Genomic DNA, 18,785 nt, shown 5'->3' on the forward strand with positions numbered 1-18,785 from the left:
GGTTTTCAGCCGATGCCCGACCCCTGTTGATCTGCCGGTTCCGATGCTTGTTCCGATGCCTGGGCCGCACCGGTTGTTACACGCACCGCCACGCGCCGCTTCTTCACCGTAATCACCGGCCTGGGAGCAGAAGCCGCGAGTGAGTTGGTCGCTGCAAGAACGGGCTGCGGCCATCGGGGATGGTCAGCGACCAGGCGGTCGTCCAAGAGATGCGTCGCGCACGGCTGCCCCTCTGTCTTGTCCGGCCGCATGCGCAGCGCAAGCCTGATTTTTCTGGCATCGAGCACGGCCACGACATCGCCGTTGACTTGGACGTAGCCGCCATCGCAGGTTCTCGCCAGTGCGCCGATGCCCGCCACGCCGCTCTGGACGGTGCCGAGGAATGTCATGCCGTCGCGCTCGCTTGCAAACATGCGCCAGCGAGCGCCCAGACGGATGACGAAAGATTTCTCGCTCATGGCAATCCGCTAAATTTTCTCGGCGGCAAGCGTCGGAAACTGATCAGAAACTTGCGTTGAGGTTAAAGCCGAAGCTGGTCTTGGCCGTCCGATCGGATAGCAGGGGCGAGTCATTGCCGTTCGGCCCCGACAGATCGGCGATGGCCCATTGGAAGGCCTCGGATTGCTCACCAACCAAGAGCACGCGGTCGATGCGGAAGCACGGAGACTCGGATTCGAGGATGCGCTGCGTAGGTGCCGCCGGTGCAGCCTGCGGACGCTGATCGACAGTCCGCTCATTTTGTTCCCGGAGGGCGCATTCGCACTCCTGCTGGCGTTGCTGCTCAACGAAGGGTTGCGGGGTGGTGGAGGACTGCTGAGCCAGAGCCACTAACGGGGAGAGAACAAGGACTGCGGCCACGGCCATGCGCGTGCGCCGAGGCACGCCAACGGGACGGACCATGGTCAGCGCTTGAACTCGACCGTGCGGACAGCGGACGGCTTACCGGAGAAGCCGCTCACGCTGCCATCAACGCCAAAGAGGATGTCCACCGGCTCATCCTCCTGGGTCGTCCAGTACCGCCAAGTATTGCCGTTCAAGTCTTTGGTGTCGTTGCGAGACGGATAGCTGAGCGACATCAGCACCTGAGGCCGCGTCATGCCGACGACGACCTTGGCCGAGTAGACGGCCTTCTGTACGTCGGGGCTCCAGGTTGCCAGCGTCAACTTGGGATCTGTCGGAACAACGATCTGGTTCGTCCAGCGCAGCATGTCTTCCCTGCTGCGGGCGGTGTCATCGCGCAGCGAGACGTAATCGCCTCCGATGGTCCCGTAGGCATAGCGGTCGCGCTTCAGGGTGTCGATCACCACGGGCTCGCCGGCCGGCACGATGGCGCCTCCCAGCATGTTGGTGCTGGAAACCCAGCCGTAGTCGGGGCGCAGGTTACAGCAGGTGTAGCCGGTGATGGGCTGCGCGAGCTTGGTGGCGCAACCGGTCAAGATCACGCAGGCGGTGACGGCGACGACGGTCGCAGCATGTGGGAAAGGATTTGACAGCTTCATTCTCTTTTCTGTTGAACTTCGTGGCTCTCAGAGCCGATCTCTGTCCAATGGGGCGTGCACGATCTGGATCAGCACGCCGGGTGTGTAGGACTTGGCGCGGAAGATGTCTGGATCAGGTGTTCGATGCAGAGCGCGGCGCATCTGACGGTGGTGACGCTTGCTTAATGCGAGGCCCCAGACGAGCGAGAACATCGTCGGTGACGAAAGTCTTGTCGTCCATGTCCTTGGTGTCAGATCGCAGCTCGACAAGTATCGAGCGCACCGGCTGCGCAGGCCCTGGCCCGCTGGAAGGGATGTAGATGAACAAAGGTGCCTGGCTCTTGACCATCGGCGGAGGCGGAGCCCGGAATACAGGCATCGCGCCCGCAGTTCGTTGCATGTAGGGCTCGTGAAGGCCGATAACCCTGTCTCCATCTGGCTGCGTGCGCTGCGCCGCCTGGCTCACCTCCACATCGGCAAGTGGATTCATCCACCCAAAAACTTCGTCACCTGTGAGCACGGTGGTGTCGACGGCGCCCTCAACGATCTTGAAAGCCGGTGCTCCAGCTTCTTTTGCAATCTGCGCGGTGCGATAGAGCACGAACGCATCGGACCAGCGCAACGGCGTGCGAGACGAGCCCGTGAAACGCACGCGGTAGAACTGATCGGAGAGCTTGTTGCTCGCATAGCCAAAGTAGTTGCCCTGCGCGCCTGACTCCCGATACGAGGTCGGGGCGACGCAGGCAGTCAATGCAGCCGCTGCGGTCAGCGCTGCAAGCGTTTTCGTAAACATGAATTTCCTCCCCGGAGCTGAGCCGCTGATTTGATGTGTTGACCTAGAAGCTGGCATTCAAGTTGAAGCCTAGCGTGACCTTGGCAGTGCGATAGCCCTCGGGCTTGGAGATCGGCGCCCCCATGAAGAAGTCGTAGCTCAGCTTGCTCCACTGGCCACGCACGCCAATGACGGCGCCGGCCAGATTCCGGCCGAGAAGGTCAGCCGTGGAGCGCCCGCCGACATGGCCGTAGTCCATGCCGGCGTAGAGTTCCGCCCCGCTCTGCCCCATGGTCCACCCGATGTCGTTGCGAATCAACATGCCCCGCTCGCCCATCAGGCTGGTCTCACCGTCGAAGCCGCGCACCGTGTAGCGCCCGCCGATGGCGAAGCGGTCCTGCGGCGTCAGCGGCGTGCGGTTCCATTGGGCGCGGATCAGGCCCGAGTAGCGGAACTTCTGGTCGCTCAACTTGAACGGCGCGTTGACGCTGATCTCGGCGGTGTAGAGCTTCAGGCGCGAGGTGCCCTCACCGAACTCTTCTTCGGGCGCGGTGCGGGAGCCAAAGCCACCGGTGCCGCGCTTGTAGGCCAGCGTGCCTTCGAGCGTCGCCTCGCCGATGAACTCCTTGTGGTTCAGGCTGAGCTCCCAGCCGCCGACCACGCGGTGCTGCACCTCGACCTCGGTGTCGTCCACGAAGTTGCGCGACTCGCGGCGCCAGCCCTTGACCGCTGCCGTGGTCTTGCGATGCTGGTCGCGGTAGAGCAGGCGCGAGAGCTTGACCTCGGCATTGTTGGTCTTGCCGGCGTAGACGTAGTCCTGGTTCAGGCCGGCCACACTCTGGTGGTACTGGCTGTTGGAGGCGGTGAAGCCCAGCAGCCAATAGCCGTAAGGCAGCGAGTAGTGAATGGTCTGGCCCTCGGTGCCGTAGCTCGGCTCCGACAGGAAGTGGCTGTTGATGCTGTGGTTGGCGCTGAGGTAAAACAGGTCGTTCAGGCCGAAGGGGTTGTCCACCGACACCGTGGCCCCAGCCTGGTAGCGGCCGGTGGCCTTGGTGCCGCTGTCGTCCAGGCTCAGGGTGACGCGCCACTTCTTTGACTGCACGTACTTGACCACCAGGTCGCTGTCGCCGGGCCTGGCGTTCGCGGCCGTCGACGGCTCGATCTGGATGTCGGCTTCGGCAGTCGGGGCGCGCTTCAGGTTCTCCAGGCCCTGCTCGATGTCGCGCAGGTTCAAGAGTTCACCTACCCGTGCGGGGATGGCGGTGGTCAGCAAGGCGGCACTGCCGAGCAGCGTCGATGAAGAATCCGGCGTCAGGCGGATGGCAGCGATGCGGCCGGGCACGAGCGACAGGGTCAAGGTGCCGTCCGAGAGGTCCTGAGGCGCGGCCAGCACGCGGGTGGTGACCCAGCCCCTGGTGATGACGGCTTGCTGGGCGCGCGCGAGCACCACGTTGACGCCGGCCGTGCCCAGGCAGCGGCCGACCGGCGAGTCGTTGCCGTCGGAGCCGGACAGATCAGCGACGGCCCACTGGAAGGCTTCGGACTGCTCGCCAACCAGCCGCACGCGGTCGATGCGGAAGCACGGGGACTCGGACTCGGGGATGCGCTGCGTGGGCGCCGGTGGTGCGGCCTGCGGACGCTGGTCGACGGTGCGCTCGTTCTGCTCGCGCAGCGCACGTTCGCGCTCTTGCTGGCGCTGTTGTTCGACGAAAGGTTGCGGTGTGCTCGCCAGCTGTGCGGATGCGAGCATCGGCAGGATGGCAACGGCTGCAGCAAAGCCGGTTTTCAAATGCGTCATGGGAAAAAGTCGCAAGGCTTTGCAGGAATCGCCGTCGACCTCTCGACTCGCGTCACGCACTTCGTCGCTTGCTTTTTTGGTGGCTAAACAGCAGGAGTCCGCGACAAGTCGATCAGTGAGCTGAGCTCTACCTCCTGATCGAAATTCGGCCAGTCCTGGCGTACCCGCTCCAACGTCCCAAGCGTCAGCCTATCCGGCACATACGCAGGCGGGGTCTCTGGAAAACGATCAAAGGGAGCTTCCATCAGCGGATGATCGAGCACGGGATTGGAGAGCCCGATCAGTTCGCGCAAACGAAATATCAAGAGAATCTCCAAAGGTGTTCGCGGGAAGCCGCCGCAATCTGTAAACGCCGCCTCCTCTCCCTTTTTGAGTCCTTGCGTGTGATGATCACACGCTGCCAGTAGCCACGGCTTGAGCGATTCGGAGTCCGGTTCTCGCCAAAGGGCAAGAAGCCCCTCATACAGAGGCTCCTCGTGCGCAAATGCAGGCCAATCATGACTGGCATCGCCGCGCCAGTCCGCGAACAGGCGCAACATGAAAGCGTGGCATCGACGGTGCTGCCCCTCGTAAGAGAGCTGGAGCTGAAAGGTTTGATTCAATGCTGCATGGGTCATATAGCCCATGTACACCGCCTCATCGATTTGCCCCAAGATGAAATACCTTGCCATGCATTCCGTTGTGGACTCCCAATCGAACATCCGCAAAGGTTGATTTGGATTCAAGAACAGTCTTCGGAACTGGCGATGCCAGAAATAGTACAACTGATATCCAAACTTCAGATACCCCAAAGCACCCACCGCCTCTCGTTCCCAAGGCTGATTGCTTAACGCAAGCGCTTCAGCTTTGGCAAGCAATCGAGCGCCAACAGGGTAAAAAGAAGCGGTCGGAGGTATATTGAGAGTATTTTCCTTATCGACTCTCGCGCTGTACTCTTCCGCTTCACTCATATCCCATGGGGTCGTTCTTTCGATCCCTTGAATAATTTTTTTACGAGTCATCCAGCGCGGATCAACGCCAATACGAACCGGCTCTTTAATAATTCTCATAAATTTCTATGGCCATGGGTTTATCTTAATTTGAGGAATTCCACTCACCCCAGGCGCCGGAACCCCCACTTGAACCTGCACACCAACTACTCGATAACCAGCATTGGTAGCTCTTTGAATTGATCGAGCCAAAGCAATATTCTCTGACGGTTGAGATTGCCAAGTAGAACCAGGCACTTGCCCCTGAGGAGGATTCAGCGAATCGCGTACCCAGCCCTGCAAAAGAGTTACAGGATTGCCCTCGGCCGAGGCGGCATTGTCAACCCCGTTCTGCGAGGACTTCACCTCCGCGACGTAGATGGTTCTTGTGTTGTGGTCAAGGGCGACACCGTCCGCCCCTTGGTTGCTGTTGTTCTGCAACGGCGCAAAGTTCAACCCCGTCCGAGTATTCAGCGTCTGCAGTCCGACATCCTCACCAAGGACGCCTGTTTGGCGCCCCGGCGTGTGCGAGACCGCAGGCCCGATTAACGTTTGCCCAAACAGGCTCGACACCGGCTGCGGCGTCGCGGCCGGATTCGGCAGAGCCTGCGGATTGGGCAACGTACTTGCCACATTGGCCGGTAGCGGCAAAATTTGCCCGCCCGCCGTCATCATCATGATCTCGCCCGTGCCTACGTTCAGCACGCCCTGGTACCCGGTCGGCAGGTTGCCCACGCTCATCGGCACATAGCTCGACGGCAGCGCCACCGCATTGCCGCCTGTGTTCAGCAGGAACTCCCCCGTGACGGGATCGATGTCGCCGACGACGCGTCCATTTCCGCCCGATCCCCTCGTGAATCCGGGTGGAAGGTCATCCGCAACAACACCCGGCTTGATCGGTGTCTTGACGCTGGCCGGCACTTTCAGGCCGACCAACCGCGTCGCCGCCGCGCCTGCGGCGCCGCCCGCCAGCATCAGAGTGCCCGCGCGCGCGTAACGGTCCTTGATAGCCTGATCGACCATGGCGTTGCAATCGGCCGCCGACCTCGTGGCACAGTTGGCCTGCCGGAACTGCGCGACTTCCTGGGCCTGCTGTTCGTCCGACCCAAACAGGCTCTGCGCCCCCTTCACGGAGCCGTAGTTGTTGACGTTGTTCTGCCGTCCCTGGAACACCCTGGAGATGTCCCCGTAGCCCACGGGAATCGCGCCATCCACTTCGCTCGCGGTCGCAGCCTGCCCCTCGAGCCGCCGCACGCAAGCCGCATCCCCAGCGGCAACGCACTTACCGACGGCATCGATGTTGTCGCTCGAGAGCTTCAGATACGTCTGAGTGATGTTCTTGATCTCTTGCTCGGAGCAACCGCCGGCTTTTTGGGCGCAAGCCGCAAAGTCCTCCTTCATCGCAAGGGCCTGGCTGTGCAGCAGGAAATTGTTCTCGGCCGCGTTGACCCCGGCCGCCGCCGCGATGTAGCCCGCGCTCGCGCTGCCGCCCGCCAGCGCGCCGACGACCGCGCTCATCACGGTGGCCGCCTGGAGCGTCTGTTCGGCCAGCGCAGGATTGCCTGTGGGGTTGAACGCGGCAGCCGTCAGTTCGCCCACCACCGCGCCGATGGCGCCTGCCGCGCATCCACCGCCGCTGCTGTGCTGCCTCCGGCTGACGCCCGTCCTGCACCCACGAGGCAGCCCAGGACGGCATGCGCCACCTGCTGGCCGTACACGTTCAAGGTTTCATTGACCCGCAAGTCTCCGATCTCGTTGGCGCCTTGCGCCGCGACGGTGTTCAGCAGCGCGGTCGAGATGGCATGGCTGAGTTCATCTTCCAGGCTCGTGCCATTGATCGCGCTGCGTATCACCGCGCTGGCGGCGCCGTCGAGCAGTTGGCGCTGCAACTGGTCGGTAAAGAGCGCCTTGCCATTCGTCGCATTGGCGAGGTTGTCCGGCAGCACGTTGCCGACGCTCAGCCCTTGGATGGCACCCGCCGTGATCATCGCCGTCAGGATGTTCTTGACGCTTTGGCTCTTGCCGAGTTCATCGAACACCTTCCCGAGATCGCCGTTATTGTTGACGAACGAGATCGTCGCCTGGCTGGCAATCGCAGTGATGCCGGCCTGCATCGCTGCGGTTGCGATGCTGGTCGTCGTGGCAGACAGCCCCATCGCTCCCGCGATGCCGGTCCCGGTTGTCGTGGCTGTGGTTGCCGTTCCCACTGCGGCAGACCCAGCTCCCGCAGTGGCCACCCCCACCACCACGCTGACGATGACGGAGGCCACCGGCCCGAGGCTCGTCTGGCTCTGCGCCCACTTCTTGTGTTCCTCCTGCACCCGCTCCCATTGCACGCTGTTCGCGAAGGCCGGATCGGACGCGAGCTGGTTTACCCAGGCCATGCCAGGCTGCTTGGCCAGATCCGTGAGACTGGCGTTCTGACCCAGTTGCGCGGTCACCCCGCCGCTGGCCTTGATGTTCAGGTTCAGCGTGTTGAACAGGTTGTACTGGCTGGTCTCGTCCGAACGGCCATTGCTCTTGGCCGACACCCAGGCCCCGTCGCCGTCGTTCTCGTTGCTGCTGCCGGCCTTGGTCGTTTTCTGCGTGAGCAGGTTGAGCTTGCCGCCGGCCTCGATATCGATCTTGTCGGCGTCGGCCTTGATGGCGCCTAGCGTCATGTCGCCGCCGCTCTTGAGCTGGATCTCTTTGCCGGCGAGCGTGGTGCGCGCCAGTGTTGTCTCCTGGCTATCGGCATTGAAGCTGGAGTGGGTCATGCCACTCTTCTGTGCGTCCTTCGTGGCGGCCGATGTCTGGTTCTCGCCCGCAACAAGGGTGAGTTGATCACCTGCGCTGAGACTGAGCGTCTCACCCGCGCTCAAGGTCGCGGCCTTGCCGGTCAGGTTGCGGCCGGCGCCGATGCTCACATTGCCAGCGCCGCTGACAGCGGTCCCGATTTCCTTGCTCTCCTCGTTCTTGCGCGAGTTATTGGAACTCCAGCGGATGTCCTCGGTGCGCCCGGTCGTCACGGTCTCGAGGTTCACGTCGCGTCCGGCGACCAGGGTCGCATCGCCCGCGCTCTTGACCTCGGCGCTGACCAAGTTCATGTCGCGCCCTGCCACGGCAGTCAGGTCTCCGCCCGGACTGGTCACATACAACCCCGCTACGCGGTCCAGCGTGACGGCGCCGAGCTTCACGCCGCTCGATGCATCCGAGCGAGGCAGCGCGCCCACCTGGCTCCTCGAATCGCGGGTGGTGGTCACCACGTTGATGTCGCGTCCCGCCACGGCAGTCAGGCTCTTGCTGGCATCGACCACGGCGCCGATCACGTTGATGTCGGTCCTGGCGGTCAGCGCAACATCTTCGCCCGTAATGCGACCCGCGAGGTTGCTGATGTTGTCGCCCGAGAGCGAGACCGCATGCCGACCTGCAATCGTTCCGCCAGCGTTCGTGAGGTCGCCGGTGAAGCGCATGTCCACGCTGCGGCCGGACAGCAGCGCACCGGAGCCGTCGATGTCACCGGGTTTGACGTGCACATAGACCTGGGGCACCAGCACGCGCTGGGTGCTGCCATCGGGCAGAGTGACGGTCTGCTCGACCAGCCAGACGATGTCGCTGGTCAACTGGGCCATCTGCGCGTCCGTCAGTGCAATGCCCGGGCGCAGGCCGTACTGCCTCGCAAAGGTCACCCCGGCGTTCATGAGCGCCGTGTACTGCGCGTCATCGCTCTCGAAGCCGTCCAGGAACCGGAAGCCGGTCAACTGGGCCACCTGCTCGCGGATCAGGCGCTGCTCGTAGAAACCGTCGCCCAGGCGCTTGAGCGTGTTGTTCGGATCGAGCCCGAGGTTGTTGAGTAGATAGTCGCTGCTGAGCCAGTTGCGGTAGTTGGCGAAGCGCGGATCAGTCTCGATCAGGTAATGGCTCGACGGGTTGGTCAAGGTCCTGAACAGGCTCGCACTGGGAACCGCCGTGTTCGGCACGCTGGTGCGCACGATGGTGGCGCCTGCGACACCTGTGGTTCCGCCTGGTCCACCGGTCGACGGCACCTCGATGATGGGATTGACGCGCGCACCACCTGCAACGCCGCCGCTGGCCTGCGCGCTGGCCCCGGTCTGCCCCACCGACAGGGACCCGAGGCCCGGGGTGCCAACGGCGACAGCGGTATTGCCCTGCTGACGCGCAGCCGAGAGCGTGGCCGTGCCGTTGGTCGTCAGGTTGTACGGCGCGATCTGGTAGACTCGCTCATCGTCGCCGGAGTGTTCCTCGACGTAACTGTGAAGCACTGTGCCGACCCGCACGGTGGGTGCATCGACCGTCAAGCCGACATTCTGGATAGTCCCGCCGCTGACCGTCAACGCCCCGCCAGCCAGGATCTGGCTGTTCTCGTTGGTGCCGCTGCCCACCTGGATGTTCATCGCGCCGCCGGCGATGATCTTGGCCGGTGCGGAACTTTGCAGGACTGGCGTGGACGAGGTGACGGTGTAGACGTAGGCGTCGAAGGTCGATGAAAAGCGTGTTGGCTTGTAGTCTGTCGCCATCGCGGGCGAGCCCGTCATCGTGTAGATGAAGGCCAGCGTGGCCTTGTCCAGCGCCTTGTGTGCCGCGCGATAGGCCTGCCACTGGTCGTACTCGGCTTGCGTGACCGGGTGGTCGAAAGCCATGAATACCTCGTGCGGAGGCTCGCTGGTGTCCCAGCTTGTGATGCCCGCCTGCCCCACTGTGATGTCGGGGTAGCGCCGGCCGATGAAATCCGCGGGCAAGTCCTCGGCCGGCGGCGTGACGCCAAAGGTGGCCCAGATCGGATCGGTGCGCGAGTACCAAGCACCAGGGACGAGCACCGGATGGCAGGTGCTGTCCTGCCCGACAGTGCACTCTTGGAACGTCCGGTCGTGGCTGCTCTCCGGGCTTCGCATGTAATAGGCGCGGAACTTTTCCAGAGGGTAGTCCGGCGAAGGAATCAGCAGTCGCGCATAGGGGTCGCTGCCGGCCCTCAAAGGGTTGGACGCACTGTCGGCAGCCCACCCGTTCCATCCGGTGTCGGGAATCCGGACGAGTCCCCCGAAGCCGATGAGCACTTCGTCGGCCGTCCAGCGCTGACTGCCGCCCGGAATCTGGTATTCGACGAAGTTCTGGGGCGAACCTGGCTGCAGGGCCCAGGTGACGCCGCCGTTGGTATTGTTCAGCGTGGCGGTCTTGATATCGACGTTGCCGGTGGCCTCGATGGTCGCGGCGTGGTTGTCGATGCTCGTGGCGGAGCCGGTGGCATGGCCGAGCGCATCGAGACTGCCGCCAATGGCGAGATTGCCGTCGCTGAAGATGAGCGCGCCGTCGCGGTTGTTGACGTTCTTAGCGCCAATGTCCAGGCGGGTTCGTGCCGCGATGGTGGCAGCGCTGGTGGCGCCGTTGACGGTCTCGGCAAGGTTGTTCAGCGTGTCGACGCCAATGGAAATCTGGTCGCCGTAGATGCGGCCGGTTCCGATGTTGGTCAGCGTGCCTGCGTCGATGCGGGTCACGACGCCATCGATCACGCCCCGGTTGGTCACCGTACCCGTGGCGCTCAGATGGGTGGTGGAACCCTGGATGTCGCCGGTGGCGGTGTTCTCGATGTTGGTGGCCGACAACGACAGGTCGTTGCCGGCGGCGATGCGCCCGCTGTTGGCGATGTTGCCGCTGGTGGCGATACGCAGGTCGTGGTTCGCAATGGTCTCGGTGCCCGCAGCGAGGGTCACGTCCTGCGTCAGGGCGAGGTTCATGTCGCCTTGGGAGAGCAGCTTGCCCGTAGTGGTCAGCGAGGCAGCATCGACGGTGAGTGTCTTGCCCGCGAGCAGGGTGCCGGCGTTGGTCACGCTCAAGGTCTTGGCGCCAGCCAACGCCCCGTTCGGATCGGTGATGCTGACGGTATCGCCTGCGGAGACCAGGCCGCCGGCGCCGTTGTCGACGAGGCCTGTGCTGTTGAGCGTGACGTTCACATCGGCGCGAATGGCGCCAGATGCGTTGCTGACGGTCGTGGCCGTGATCCCGACGTTCTTGCCCTCGATGCCTTGATCGGTGCCGGAGGTGGCGGTGTTGTCGACGCTTCCCGCACGCAGCGTGGTCGTGGCGCTCGAACGGATCAAGGCGCCCGCGTTCCGGATGCTTCCTGCGTCGAGCTGCAGATCGCCCACGGCCAGCGTCTGGCCACCTCGGTTGTCGTAGATCGCGCCGTGCGTGTCGATGGCGAGCGTCGATTGACCCAGCACGAGGCCGCCGCTGCCGTTGACAAACTCGCCGGTGCTGACAGTCAGCGCGTTCTTCGAGCCGATGAAGCCAGCACCGTTGTCCAGGCGGCCGAAGGAACCCGCGGCACCTGTGGCAATACGCAGCGTGTCGGCGCTGACGATGCCGCCCTGGCCGTTCGCGTAGCCGGCGGCGTTGGTGTTGCCCAGCGTGCCGCCATGCGTGTCGATGGTCATCGCCCCGCCCGACTGGATCAGGCCGGCGTCGTTCACGATGGAGCCCGTGCTCAGATCGACGGTGCTGCCTGCTGTGAGCGTTCCGCGCAGGTTCTGCAAGGTCCCGTTGTGCGTGTCGACGGCCAGGCTGCGGCCGCTGACCTTGCCATCGGTGTTCACAAGGCCGCTGTTCGCAAGCACGGTGGCGCCTGCCGCGAGCAGGCTGCCCGAGGTGTTGTCGGTCGTGCCGCTGGTGGTGACGCGCAGATCGCCGGTCACACTGGCCAACGTGCCATGGTTGTTGTCGAGGCTGGCGGCATCGACCTGCGTGGCTCCGTTGGCAGCCAGCACGCCTTCGACGTTCGTCAACGCGCCGGTCGCCACGATGCTCAACATGCCAGGCGTGGTGATCACCGACTTGCTGGTGTTCACATCGCCCTGGGTCGCGACGATGGCGATGTTGGCGGCGCTGGTCTGCTTGCCGGAGAGATCGACGCTCGCCCCCTGAAACGCGGCGTCGCCTGCGGCGAGGTTAGTGCCGTTGGCAACCAGCGCACCGGTTGCGGTGACGCGCAGCGTGCCCTGCGCGATTTGGCCGGTGGCCAACTGGCCGTCGCTCTGGATACCAGCACCGATCACGCCTGCGGCATTGCTTTGGACATTCTCGGCCGCGAGTGTCGTGTTGCGGCCTGCGGTGATGCTGCCGCCGTTGGTGAGCGTGCCTCCAACTGTGACGTTGACGTCATTGGCGCCCCGCAGGGTGCCACCATTCGAGAGCGAGCCCGCTTGAATGGCCAGGTCGGTGGCTGTGTTGATGGAGCCGCCATCGCCGTTAACCAGCGCACCTGCTACCGCGAGCTGCACGCCCGCCTGCGCCGATTGGATGCTGCCCTTCGAGTTATCCAGCGAGCCGGTATGGAGCGTCAGGGCCTGGTTCGAGGCCAAGGTCCCGGCAGTGTTGGTGGTGGCGCCCGCGACATTGGCAGTCAGTGCGCCTGCTGCTGAGATCGCCCCCCGCGCGTTGTTGGCGCTGCCCCCGACTGTGAGCTTCGCATCGGTGTCGCTGGTCAGCACGCCGTCCTGGTTGTCGAAGTCGCCCGCCGTGGCGATGTCCAGGCTGCCGGCGCGCAGCACACCACCCGCATTGCTGAAGGTGCCAAGGTTGCCCGTGAAAGCCCCCGAGACATTGAGCGTTCCGCGCTCGTTGCTGAAACCCGGCTGGTTGAGGGCCATGCTCGCCACGGATAACGTACCGCCGCTATTCACGAGGTTGGCGGTTTGCAAGGTGATGGGACCGCCTGCGTAGATCTTGCCGCCGTCGTTCCTGATCGCGCCTGCTGCAGTAATGCGGCCAGGCTCGATGGGAGCTGGCGCTACGGCGGGAGCCGGTGTTGGCGTGCCAGCGGTCGTCGTGCCGTCTGTCGGTGTCGCGGTGCCCGTCGATCCGGTCGAACCCGTGCCTGGAGTGGTTGTGCCGGTGCTGCCTCCGTCGGTTGTGGGAGCCGGTACGGGCTCCGCGCCGATCCAGCCCCCATTCGCATTGGAGACCATCGGCGCCGCGAGCGACAGCGAGGCCATGCTGGTCTGGCGGATCGTTCCCTGGTTGACGATGTCGCTGCTCGTGCTCGCGAGCTGCACGCTCTGGCCTTCCAGCGTGCCAGTGTTCTCCAGACGGCCCGAGGCCGTGACTACCAGGCTTCCGGCGCTCGCGCCGATGTTGCCGGCGTTGCGCACTCCGAGCCCTTGCTCTGTGCCCACGAGCACAATCTTCCCGGAATACATGCCGCCCAATGCAGCAACGTCGAGAGCGAAGGTGGGTGCTGCGCCCGTGCCCGTCGTGGGAGTGATCTGCGTATGGTCGGCGCTGATCTGGTTTGCGCCTGTGACCACCTTGAGATCGGTGGCGTAGATTGCAGCATTGAGCTGCACGGCGCGAGCGAGGATGGCCGCGTAGTCTGTTTTGCTGGCATCGAGGCCTGCACCATCGATGGTGACTGTTCCTCCTCGCACGAGAAAGCTGTCGAGGCCGCCGATGGCGTTGAATTGCGGCGTGCCCGTGGTCACCGTTGCGCGAGACGCGTTGATAAAGCCGCCTCCATCGATGTTGATCCCGGCCGGGTTCGCGATGATGATCTCGGCCCGTTGGCCCGCAACTTCCAGATAGCCGCGAATCTGGCTTGGATTCCCGCCGTTGACTTCGTTGACAATAATTCGCGCGGGTCCTGTGGCCAGGAATGGGTTGCCCTGTATGTAGCCCCCGAGCTGGGACTGCACATTGACCCGGCTGTTATTCAGGATCGCGCCGTTGTTTCCAATATTGAATTGGTTGTAGACATTGCGGGAAACGCCTGCGGCCGAGGGCGTTTGTATGTTGACGTAGGGCACGCCGTTGGGTGCCACCAGCACCGTGGGGCGCAGGTTGCCAGGAACGTTGGGCGCGCCCACGATCTGCCCATGGGCCGACGTCGCCGAGAGCATCCCCGCCAATGCGGCACCGATCAGCATGGGGGCAAGGGCAGCGGCGGCGGCCAGTGCACCGCCTGCTACCGTCGTGGCCTTGCTCGAGGCTTTGCCTGTGGCCGTGGCAGTCTCTTGAACCACCATCCGCATACCTCTGGCAGCGTTGAAAATGACGCGGTGAAGCTGGCGATTCATGCTCTGACATCCCTGTGTTTTTTTTGGCTAACCGCGACGGTTCTGTATCGAAACACGTCGAAGTCCAATTCTCAGGGGCGAGCGGTCAATACGCAGGGGTGCCTTATGTCAGCCGTGAGCACAACGTCACGGATAGAGCATCTGCAAATCTCAATGGCTCCCTCGACTAATACTTAGGTTTTGATTTCAATAAGCCTTTGGCCTCCGCCGTGTTAAAGCGAGGTCTACCGGCGACAAAACCAAATACCGAGATACTCTGCACTTGAAAAACTGGCTCGATCAGAGAAGCGGTCTCTCAACGCGGTCGCCTCTCGGAGTGGTCGAGTTCAAAAAATCACTATGCGATCCCGGGTGATGCCTTTGAGGTCTGGAGCTTCAACGAGGTCTGCAAGATGCAAAACGTGGTCGCTGAAGGTAAGCTGCATGATGTGGATGGCTGTATGCCCAGGTGCGGCGCCTATTGAAGACCAAAGTGTCCGGCTACAGTCTGCCAAAAGCCGACCTCGGAGGCGCGGCCTCGTTACCCTTCTTCCAAATGGAAAACATCACCATCACAGCCGCCACCCCCGAAGAACTCCGCTCCGGCGAACTCGGCCGCAAGCTACGCCTCTACAACCACGGCTTCGTCGGTGAGTATCCCGAGCAGCAGTACATCCGGCTCAACGCCAGGGACGGGAACGGCCGATTGCTCGGCGGGCTGCGAAGCTTCGTTTTTCTCTACTGGCTCAACATCGAAGTCCTGTTTGTCGAAGCCGACGTGCGCGGCTCGGGCCTGGGCAGCCGCCTGCTAACCGAGGCCGAGCGGCAGGCCATCGAGTTGGGTGCGACGAACGCCAAGCTCGACACCTTCGAGTGGCAGGCGCCGGCGTTCTACCTTAAGCACGGCTACAAGGAGTACGCGCGCGTCGACCACTATGCGTCTGGCTTCTACCTAGCCTCCATGAAGAAATTGCTGGCGCACTGAGCTACGTTGCAAGCTTGCTTCGGTAGGCGGCCTGAACCGGTCCTTCGACTATCGCCTCTGGCACCATGAACATCGCCCATATCCCTCCCAGCTACCTTCCGCTGAACGTGCCAGGCCTGCCTATGCTTTATGGGCCCAAGGGAAGCTGGTGTGCCTGGGTGACGGCCTTGCGATTGCCTCATACGGCAAGGTTTCGCGATGCAACCGCCCGAGCCGCAATGCGGGGCTACGCTAAGTCCGACCGGATTGCTGATTTCGGTGAAGTGGTCGCCTATTTCGAGAACGATGACGGATCCGGCTCTGCGCCCAGCGCGGCGATGATTGAGGCAGCACGTTGGCTGCTCGTGAACGACGCCGCCTTTTTCGGCGCAGTGTTGGAGGCCATGCTGGCCGATCTGCCGTCCCTGCGCGCCATCGAGGGTTCGACCGTCTTGGCTGACGATGCGTTTCGACTTCCCGAGTGCTGGGATGAGGCCACGCTGTTGCCTTTGGTCCGGCTCAACAACATCAATCTGCACCCCGTCGCTGGCGCGCCTTATATTGGACTGGACTTCAGTTGCGCTTGGGAGCACGAGCACGGCTATGGGCTGATGATGGCAGGCACCGAGATCGTGGAAACCGGCGGTGCCGACGTCGGAGCGTTGTCCTGGATCGCCGCACGGCACGCGGAAAAAGTGGCGTAGTGAACGACTGCTTTGTGGCGACTGGCGACTTGTTCAGCCGCTTCGCAGCGATTGCCGACATCCCGCGGCCTCGCGCGAATGGGTACTATCGGCCAGAAGCCGTCCTAGTACGACATCCCCTAAATATATTGTCTATTCAGCAGCCAAGAACGGTGCCAGCAGCGTCACGATCGAATCGGCCGCTTGCTCGAGGTCGCCGTTGATGGGCAAGGGCTCCCAGCGCCCCGTATGACTACGGAACGCAGCGGTGTATCGATTGCGAGCGAGCTCCGTCAGGCGAGCCACCGTGTCGACATCGTCGTCGCGGTGCATTTGGATCAGCAGGTGCTTGCCGTAGGGGCGCACCCGCGCCTGCTCATGTCCGATGAGTCGAGCCAGCTGACGCTGGAGTTCGTCGGCGCGTGCTTGGGCCAGTAGTGTGGGCATCGGAAGGGAACCTCTTGGGTTGGCCAGTTTGCAACTCAAAGCCGGCAAACGTCCACTTGAAGGGCTGGGGTGAGCGATTGCGCTGGGCGACAAACTCCTGCGTGCGCTGTCGCAGATGTTCTGTGGAGCGATGGCTGGCGTGACGAAGGATCCGCCGCGTGTAGATGGCAAACAGCAGCTCGATCTGGTTCACCCAACTGGCATGCAAGGGCGTGAAGTGGAAGACGAAGCGACCGCCGTGCCGCGCGTTGAAGTCCTTCCAGACGCCGTAGGCGCGGTGGGTGTTCAGGTTGTCCCAGATCACATGCACGGTTCCACGAGGATAGGCACGGGCGACCTGCTCCATGAAGCCCCCCAGGTCGTCCTGTGTGCGGCGATCCGTGCAGCGTGCCAGCACGCGCCCGGAATGCACCTCCAGCGCAGCAGTCAGCGCCTGGGTGCCGTGCCGGATGTACTCGAACTCTTGCCGGCGCACTCGCGCGAGGCTCGGTGGCCTGTCCCAGTGCTTGCGCTCGATGGCCTGGATGCCCGTCTTCTCGTCAATGCTCAGGACCACCGAGTCCTTGGGCGCCCGCCGATACAGCGCACAGATCGCGTTGACCTTCTCACGAAACTGCGGATCCACGCTGTGCAGCCATTGTCGCACCCGGTGGGGGCGCAGTTCGGCCGCCTGCAGGATGCGCTGCATGTGGCTGCGGCTGATCTGCTCGACCACCCCGAGCGCGGTTGCCCGTTCGCACAGTTCATCCAGCGTCGGCGTCGAGCGGCCGTATCGCTCGGCCGGTTCGCACGCCAACGCCAGCAGTTGCAGCCTCTGCGCATCCCCGATCAGTCGCGGTCGCCCCGGACGCTGCGCCTCGCGCAAGCCTTCCGCGCCTTGACTGTCCACGCGAGCGCGCCACATCGATACGCTGGGCAATGACAGTCCGAGTGTGCTCGCAATGGCCGCATTCGTCTGGCCCTCGTGAGCCATCAAGGCAATCCGGGCGCGAACCACGTCCCGTTGCGGCGCCGTGCCGCGGCGCACCAGCGCCTGCAGCGCATTGCGCTCCTTCTTCGACAGTTTGACAACCTGTGCTGGACGGCCTGGACTCACGAGAACTGAGCTTACCTCAACACCCCACAATAGAAAATCTATTTGAGGGATGTTGTACTAGGGCGGCGAGCTTCTGCCCGAAACGGGCTTGATGAACTTCACCGCAGTTGAAACTTTGTCAAATATAGATATGCGGCGTCAATTAGCAAGAAAGAAGCATTGAAGGGATTCTTTCCGAAGAAATGCAACGGCCTTACGCTTACGCAACGATTGCATTGCACCGCCCCGGTGCCGCACCTCTTTCCAGGGATCGATATGACTAATAGAGATACGATCAAAGCATCGAAAAAAATCGGCAGGAGCGCCGCTTGAGAATCAAGCGCCTCGGCATAGCCATTGCCGCAATATCGATCTGCCAGTTCATTCTGTGGGGGACGATCTACTCCTCTTTCACGCTCTTCATCGATCCAATCCATCGTGAACTCGGCTGGGGAAAGACGTTCATCGTGACGTCCTTTTCTATCGCCCTAGGCGTCAGCGGGCTTTGCGCCATCCCCATCGGGAAATGGGTCGACCGGTGGGGCGGATTTTTTCCGCTCTCGGTAGGTGCCGCATTGTCTTCCGTCCTCCTGCTTGCGCTTTCGGTAAATGAAAACCCGATGATCTTTGCTGTCGCCTGGATCGGACTGGGTGTAGCGATGGCAGCTGTTCTGAGTCAAACCGCATACGCGGTCTTCGTTCAGATGGGGATGGAGATCGGGCGCAAGGCCATCTTGTATTGTTCGCTCGGAACCGCGGCCTCTGGCGCCGTCTTCCTGCCGCTTTGCTCTTATCTGATCGCCGAATTCGGATGGCGCGATTCACTAAGGGTGCTGGCCGCACTCAACCTGCTTTGTGCCGCCCTTCATCTTGCCTATGTTCCCCGGAGGCATCCGGACTTCATTGCTGCCGACTCATCATCACGTCCCCCCAGGTCGCCTTTGCTTGCTCGCAACAGGCAGCTCTTACTCATGCTCGCGGCCTTCGGGACGAACTCAGCGATATCGGCAGTACTGGCGGTCCAGCTTGTTCCGCTGCTTCTGTGGGGAAACTATTCGATGCACGAGTCCGTCCTCACGGCGGCCCTGGTCGGACCGGCTCAGATATTGATACGGGTATTGATGGTCGGCAGGCTGAGCCAGAAGATCAGTTACTACGGTTTGGGCGTGTGTGCCATGGGATTTCAGGCCATTTCCCTGATCGCTCTTTCGGTGTGCATCGCCTTTTCTCCGGGCACAACGCTTCTTTATATATTTTCCATACTGAACGGTCTCTCTCTCGGAGCGGGGTTGATTTCCCGCGCTCTGATCACGACCGAGTTCTTCGAGGCTCAGGCCTACGGTGCCGCCCAAGGCTATATCCAGTCGGCCACCATGCTGGCAAGGGCCGTGGCTCCCGCATTTTTTGCATTCATCATGAATTCCCTGGAGGTGGGGCTGTCTCTTTATTTCCTCCTGACACTGGGTGCAATTTCCTTTCTCTCGATGGCGATGTTGAAAGGAAAAATATTTCCGGCGCTGACTCCAGCATCTGTCGACACGAACTGACCGAGGTTT

At 62.7% G+C, this 18,785-nt stretch carries 12 protein-coding genes and 1 pseudogene; 3 read left to right on the forward strand and 10 right to left on the reverse strand.

Features of this window, described 5'->3' with window-relative positions:
- Nucleotides 1-5: 5 nt before the first annotated feature.
- The 8 genes and pseudogenes from ACAM52_RS22175 to ACAM52_RS22210 form a co-directional block, all read right to left on the reverse strand.
- Nucleotides 6-458 (reverse strand): hypothetical protein, encoded by a 453-nt coding sequence (locus ACAM52_RS22175; RefSeq protein ID WP_369631468.1) that lies wholly within the window; start codon nt 456-458, stop codon nt 6-8.
- Nucleotides 459-558: 100 nt separating this feature from the next.
- Nucleotides 559-864: pseudogene (locus ACAM52_RS22180) on the reverse strand (ShlB/FhaC/HecB family hemolysin secretion/activation protein); the annotation flags it as partial.
- Nucleotides 865-902: 38 nt separating this feature from the next.
- Entirely contained in the window at nt 903-1,499 is a 597-nt protein-coding gene (locus tag ACAM52_RS22185) for a hypothetical protein (protein WP_369631467.1), read from the reverse strand.
- Between the two features lie 112 nt (nt 1,500-1,611).
- Nucleotides 1,612-2,271 (reverse strand): hypothetical protein, encoded by a 660-nt coding sequence (locus ACAM52_RS22190; protein ID WP_369631466.1) that lies wholly within the window; start codon nt 2,269-2,271, stop codon nt 1,612-1,614.
- A gap of 43 nt (nt 2,272-2,314) precedes the next feature.
- A complete protein-coding gene (locus tag ACAM52_RS22195; protein ID WP_369632729.1) occupies nt 2,315-4,000 on the reverse strand; it encodes a ShlB/FhaC/HecB family hemolysin secretion/activation protein in 1,686 nt (561 codons plus the stop codon).
- Between the two features lie 131 nt (nt 4,001-4,131).
- Nucleotides 4,132-5,097: a hypothetical protein gene (locus ACAM52_RS22200; protein WP_369631465.1), complete on the reverse strand. Its 966-nt coding sequence runs from the start codon at nt 5,095-5,097 to the stop codon at nt 4,132-4,134.
- Between the two features lie 6 nt (nt 5,098-5,103).
- Nucleotides 5,104-6,615, reverse strand: a complete 1,512-nt coding sequence (locus tag ACAM52_RS22205) for a hypothetical protein (protein ID WP_369644602.1) — start codon at nt 6,613-6,615, stop codon at nt 5,104-5,106.
- A complete protein-coding gene (locus ACAM52_RS22210) occupies nt 6,603-14,081 on the reverse strand; it encodes a filamentous hemagglutinin N-terminal domain-containing protein (protein WP_369644603.1) in 7,479 nt (2,492 codons plus the stop codon). Before ACAM52_RS22210 ends, ACAM52_RS22205 begins: the two co-directional genes overlap by 13 nt.
- A 535-nt stretch (nt 14,082-14,616) precedes the next feature.
- Between ACAM52_RS22210 and ACAM52_RS22215 the strand changes: the two genes are divergently transcribed.
- Nucleotides 14,617-15,045 carry a GNAT family N-acetyltransferase gene (locus ACAM52_RS22215; RefSeq protein ID WP_369631463.1) on the forward strand — a complete coding sequence of 143 codons (429 nt, stop codon included), beginning with the start codon at nt 14,617-14,619 and terminating at the stop codon, nt 15,043-15,045.
- Nucleotides 15,046-15,110: 65 nt separating this feature from the next.
- The gene (locus tag ACAM52_RS22220) at nt 15,111-15,728 is read left to right on the forward strand and encodes a hypothetical protein (protein ID WP_369644604.1); all 618 of its coding nucleotides are present in this window, start codon (nt 15,111-15,113) and stop codon (nt 15,726-15,728) included.
- A gap of 132 nt (nt 15,729-15,860) precedes the next feature.
- On the opposite strand, the gene ACAM52_RS22225 is transcribed toward ACAM52_RS22220, so the two are convergent.
- Together ACAM52_RS22225 and ACAM52_RS22230 are read right to left on the reverse strand one after the other, a co-directional pair.
- Nucleotides 15,861-16,154: a hypothetical protein gene (locus ACAM52_RS22225; protein WP_369631461.1), complete on the reverse strand. Its 294-nt coding sequence runs from the start codon at nt 16,152-16,154 to the stop codon at nt 15,861-15,863.
- Complete coding sequence (locus ACAM52_RS22230; RefSeq protein ID WP_369631460.1) at nt 16,084-17,250, reverse strand: IS630 family transposase; 1,167 nt, start codon at nt 17,248-17,250, stop codon at nt 16,084-16,086. Before ACAM52_RS22230 ends, ACAM52_RS22225 begins: the two co-directional genes overlap by 71 nt.
- Before the next feature lie 308 nt (nt 17,251-17,558).
- On the opposite strand from ACAM52_RS22230, the gene ACAM52_RS22235 reads away from it, so the two are divergent.
- Nucleotides 17,559-18,776, forward strand: a complete 1,218-nt coding sequence (locus ACAM52_RS22235) for an MFS transporter (protein ID WP_369631459.1) — start codon at nt 17,559-17,561, stop codon at nt 18,774-18,776.
- Nucleotides 18,777-18,785 lie beyond the last annotated feature (9 nt).

Source organism: Variovorax sp. V118, from assembly GCF_041154445.1.
Taxonomy (GTDB): Bacteria; Pseudomonadota; Gammaproteobacteria; order Burkholderiales; family Burkholderiaceae_C; genus Variovorax; species Variovorax boronicumulans.

Coding starts and splice junctions, on each gene's coding strand:
- ACAM52_RS22175 (WP_369631468.1), bottom strand. CDS start 458: ATGAGCGAGAAATCTTTCGTCATCCGTCTGGGCGCTCGCTGGCGCATG.
- ACAM52_RS22185 (WP_369631467.1), bottom strand. CDS start 1,499: ATGAAGCTGTCAAATCCTTTCCCACATGCTGCGACCGTCGTCGCCGTC.
- ACAM52_RS22190 (WP_369631466.1), bottom strand. CDS start 2,271: ATGTTTACGAAAACGCTTGCAGCGCTGACCGCAGCGGCTGCATTGACT.
- ACAM52_RS22195 (WP_369632729.1), bottom strand. CDS start 4,000: ATGCTCGCATCCGCACAGCTGGCGAGCACACCGCAACCTTTCGTCGAA.
- ACAM52_RS22200 (WP_369631465.1), bottom strand. CDS start 5,097: ATGAGAATTATTAAAGAGCCGGTTCGTATTGGCGTTGATCCGCGCTGG.
- ACAM52_RS22210 (WP_369644603.1), bottom strand. CDS start 14,081: ATGAATCGCCAGCTTCACCGCGTCATTTTCAACGCTGCCAGAGGTATG.
- ACAM52_RS22215 (WP_369631463.1), top strand. CDS start 14,617: ATGGAAAACATCACCATCACAGCCGCCACCCCCGAAGAACTCCGCTCC.
- ACAM52_RS22220 (WP_369644604.1), top strand. CDS start 15,111: ATGAACATCGCCCATATCCCTCCCAGCTACCTTCCGCTGAACGTGCCA.
- ACAM52_RS22225 (WP_369631461.1), bottom strand. CDS start 16,154: ATGCCCACACTACTGGCCCAAGCACGCGCCGACGAACTCCAGCGTCAG.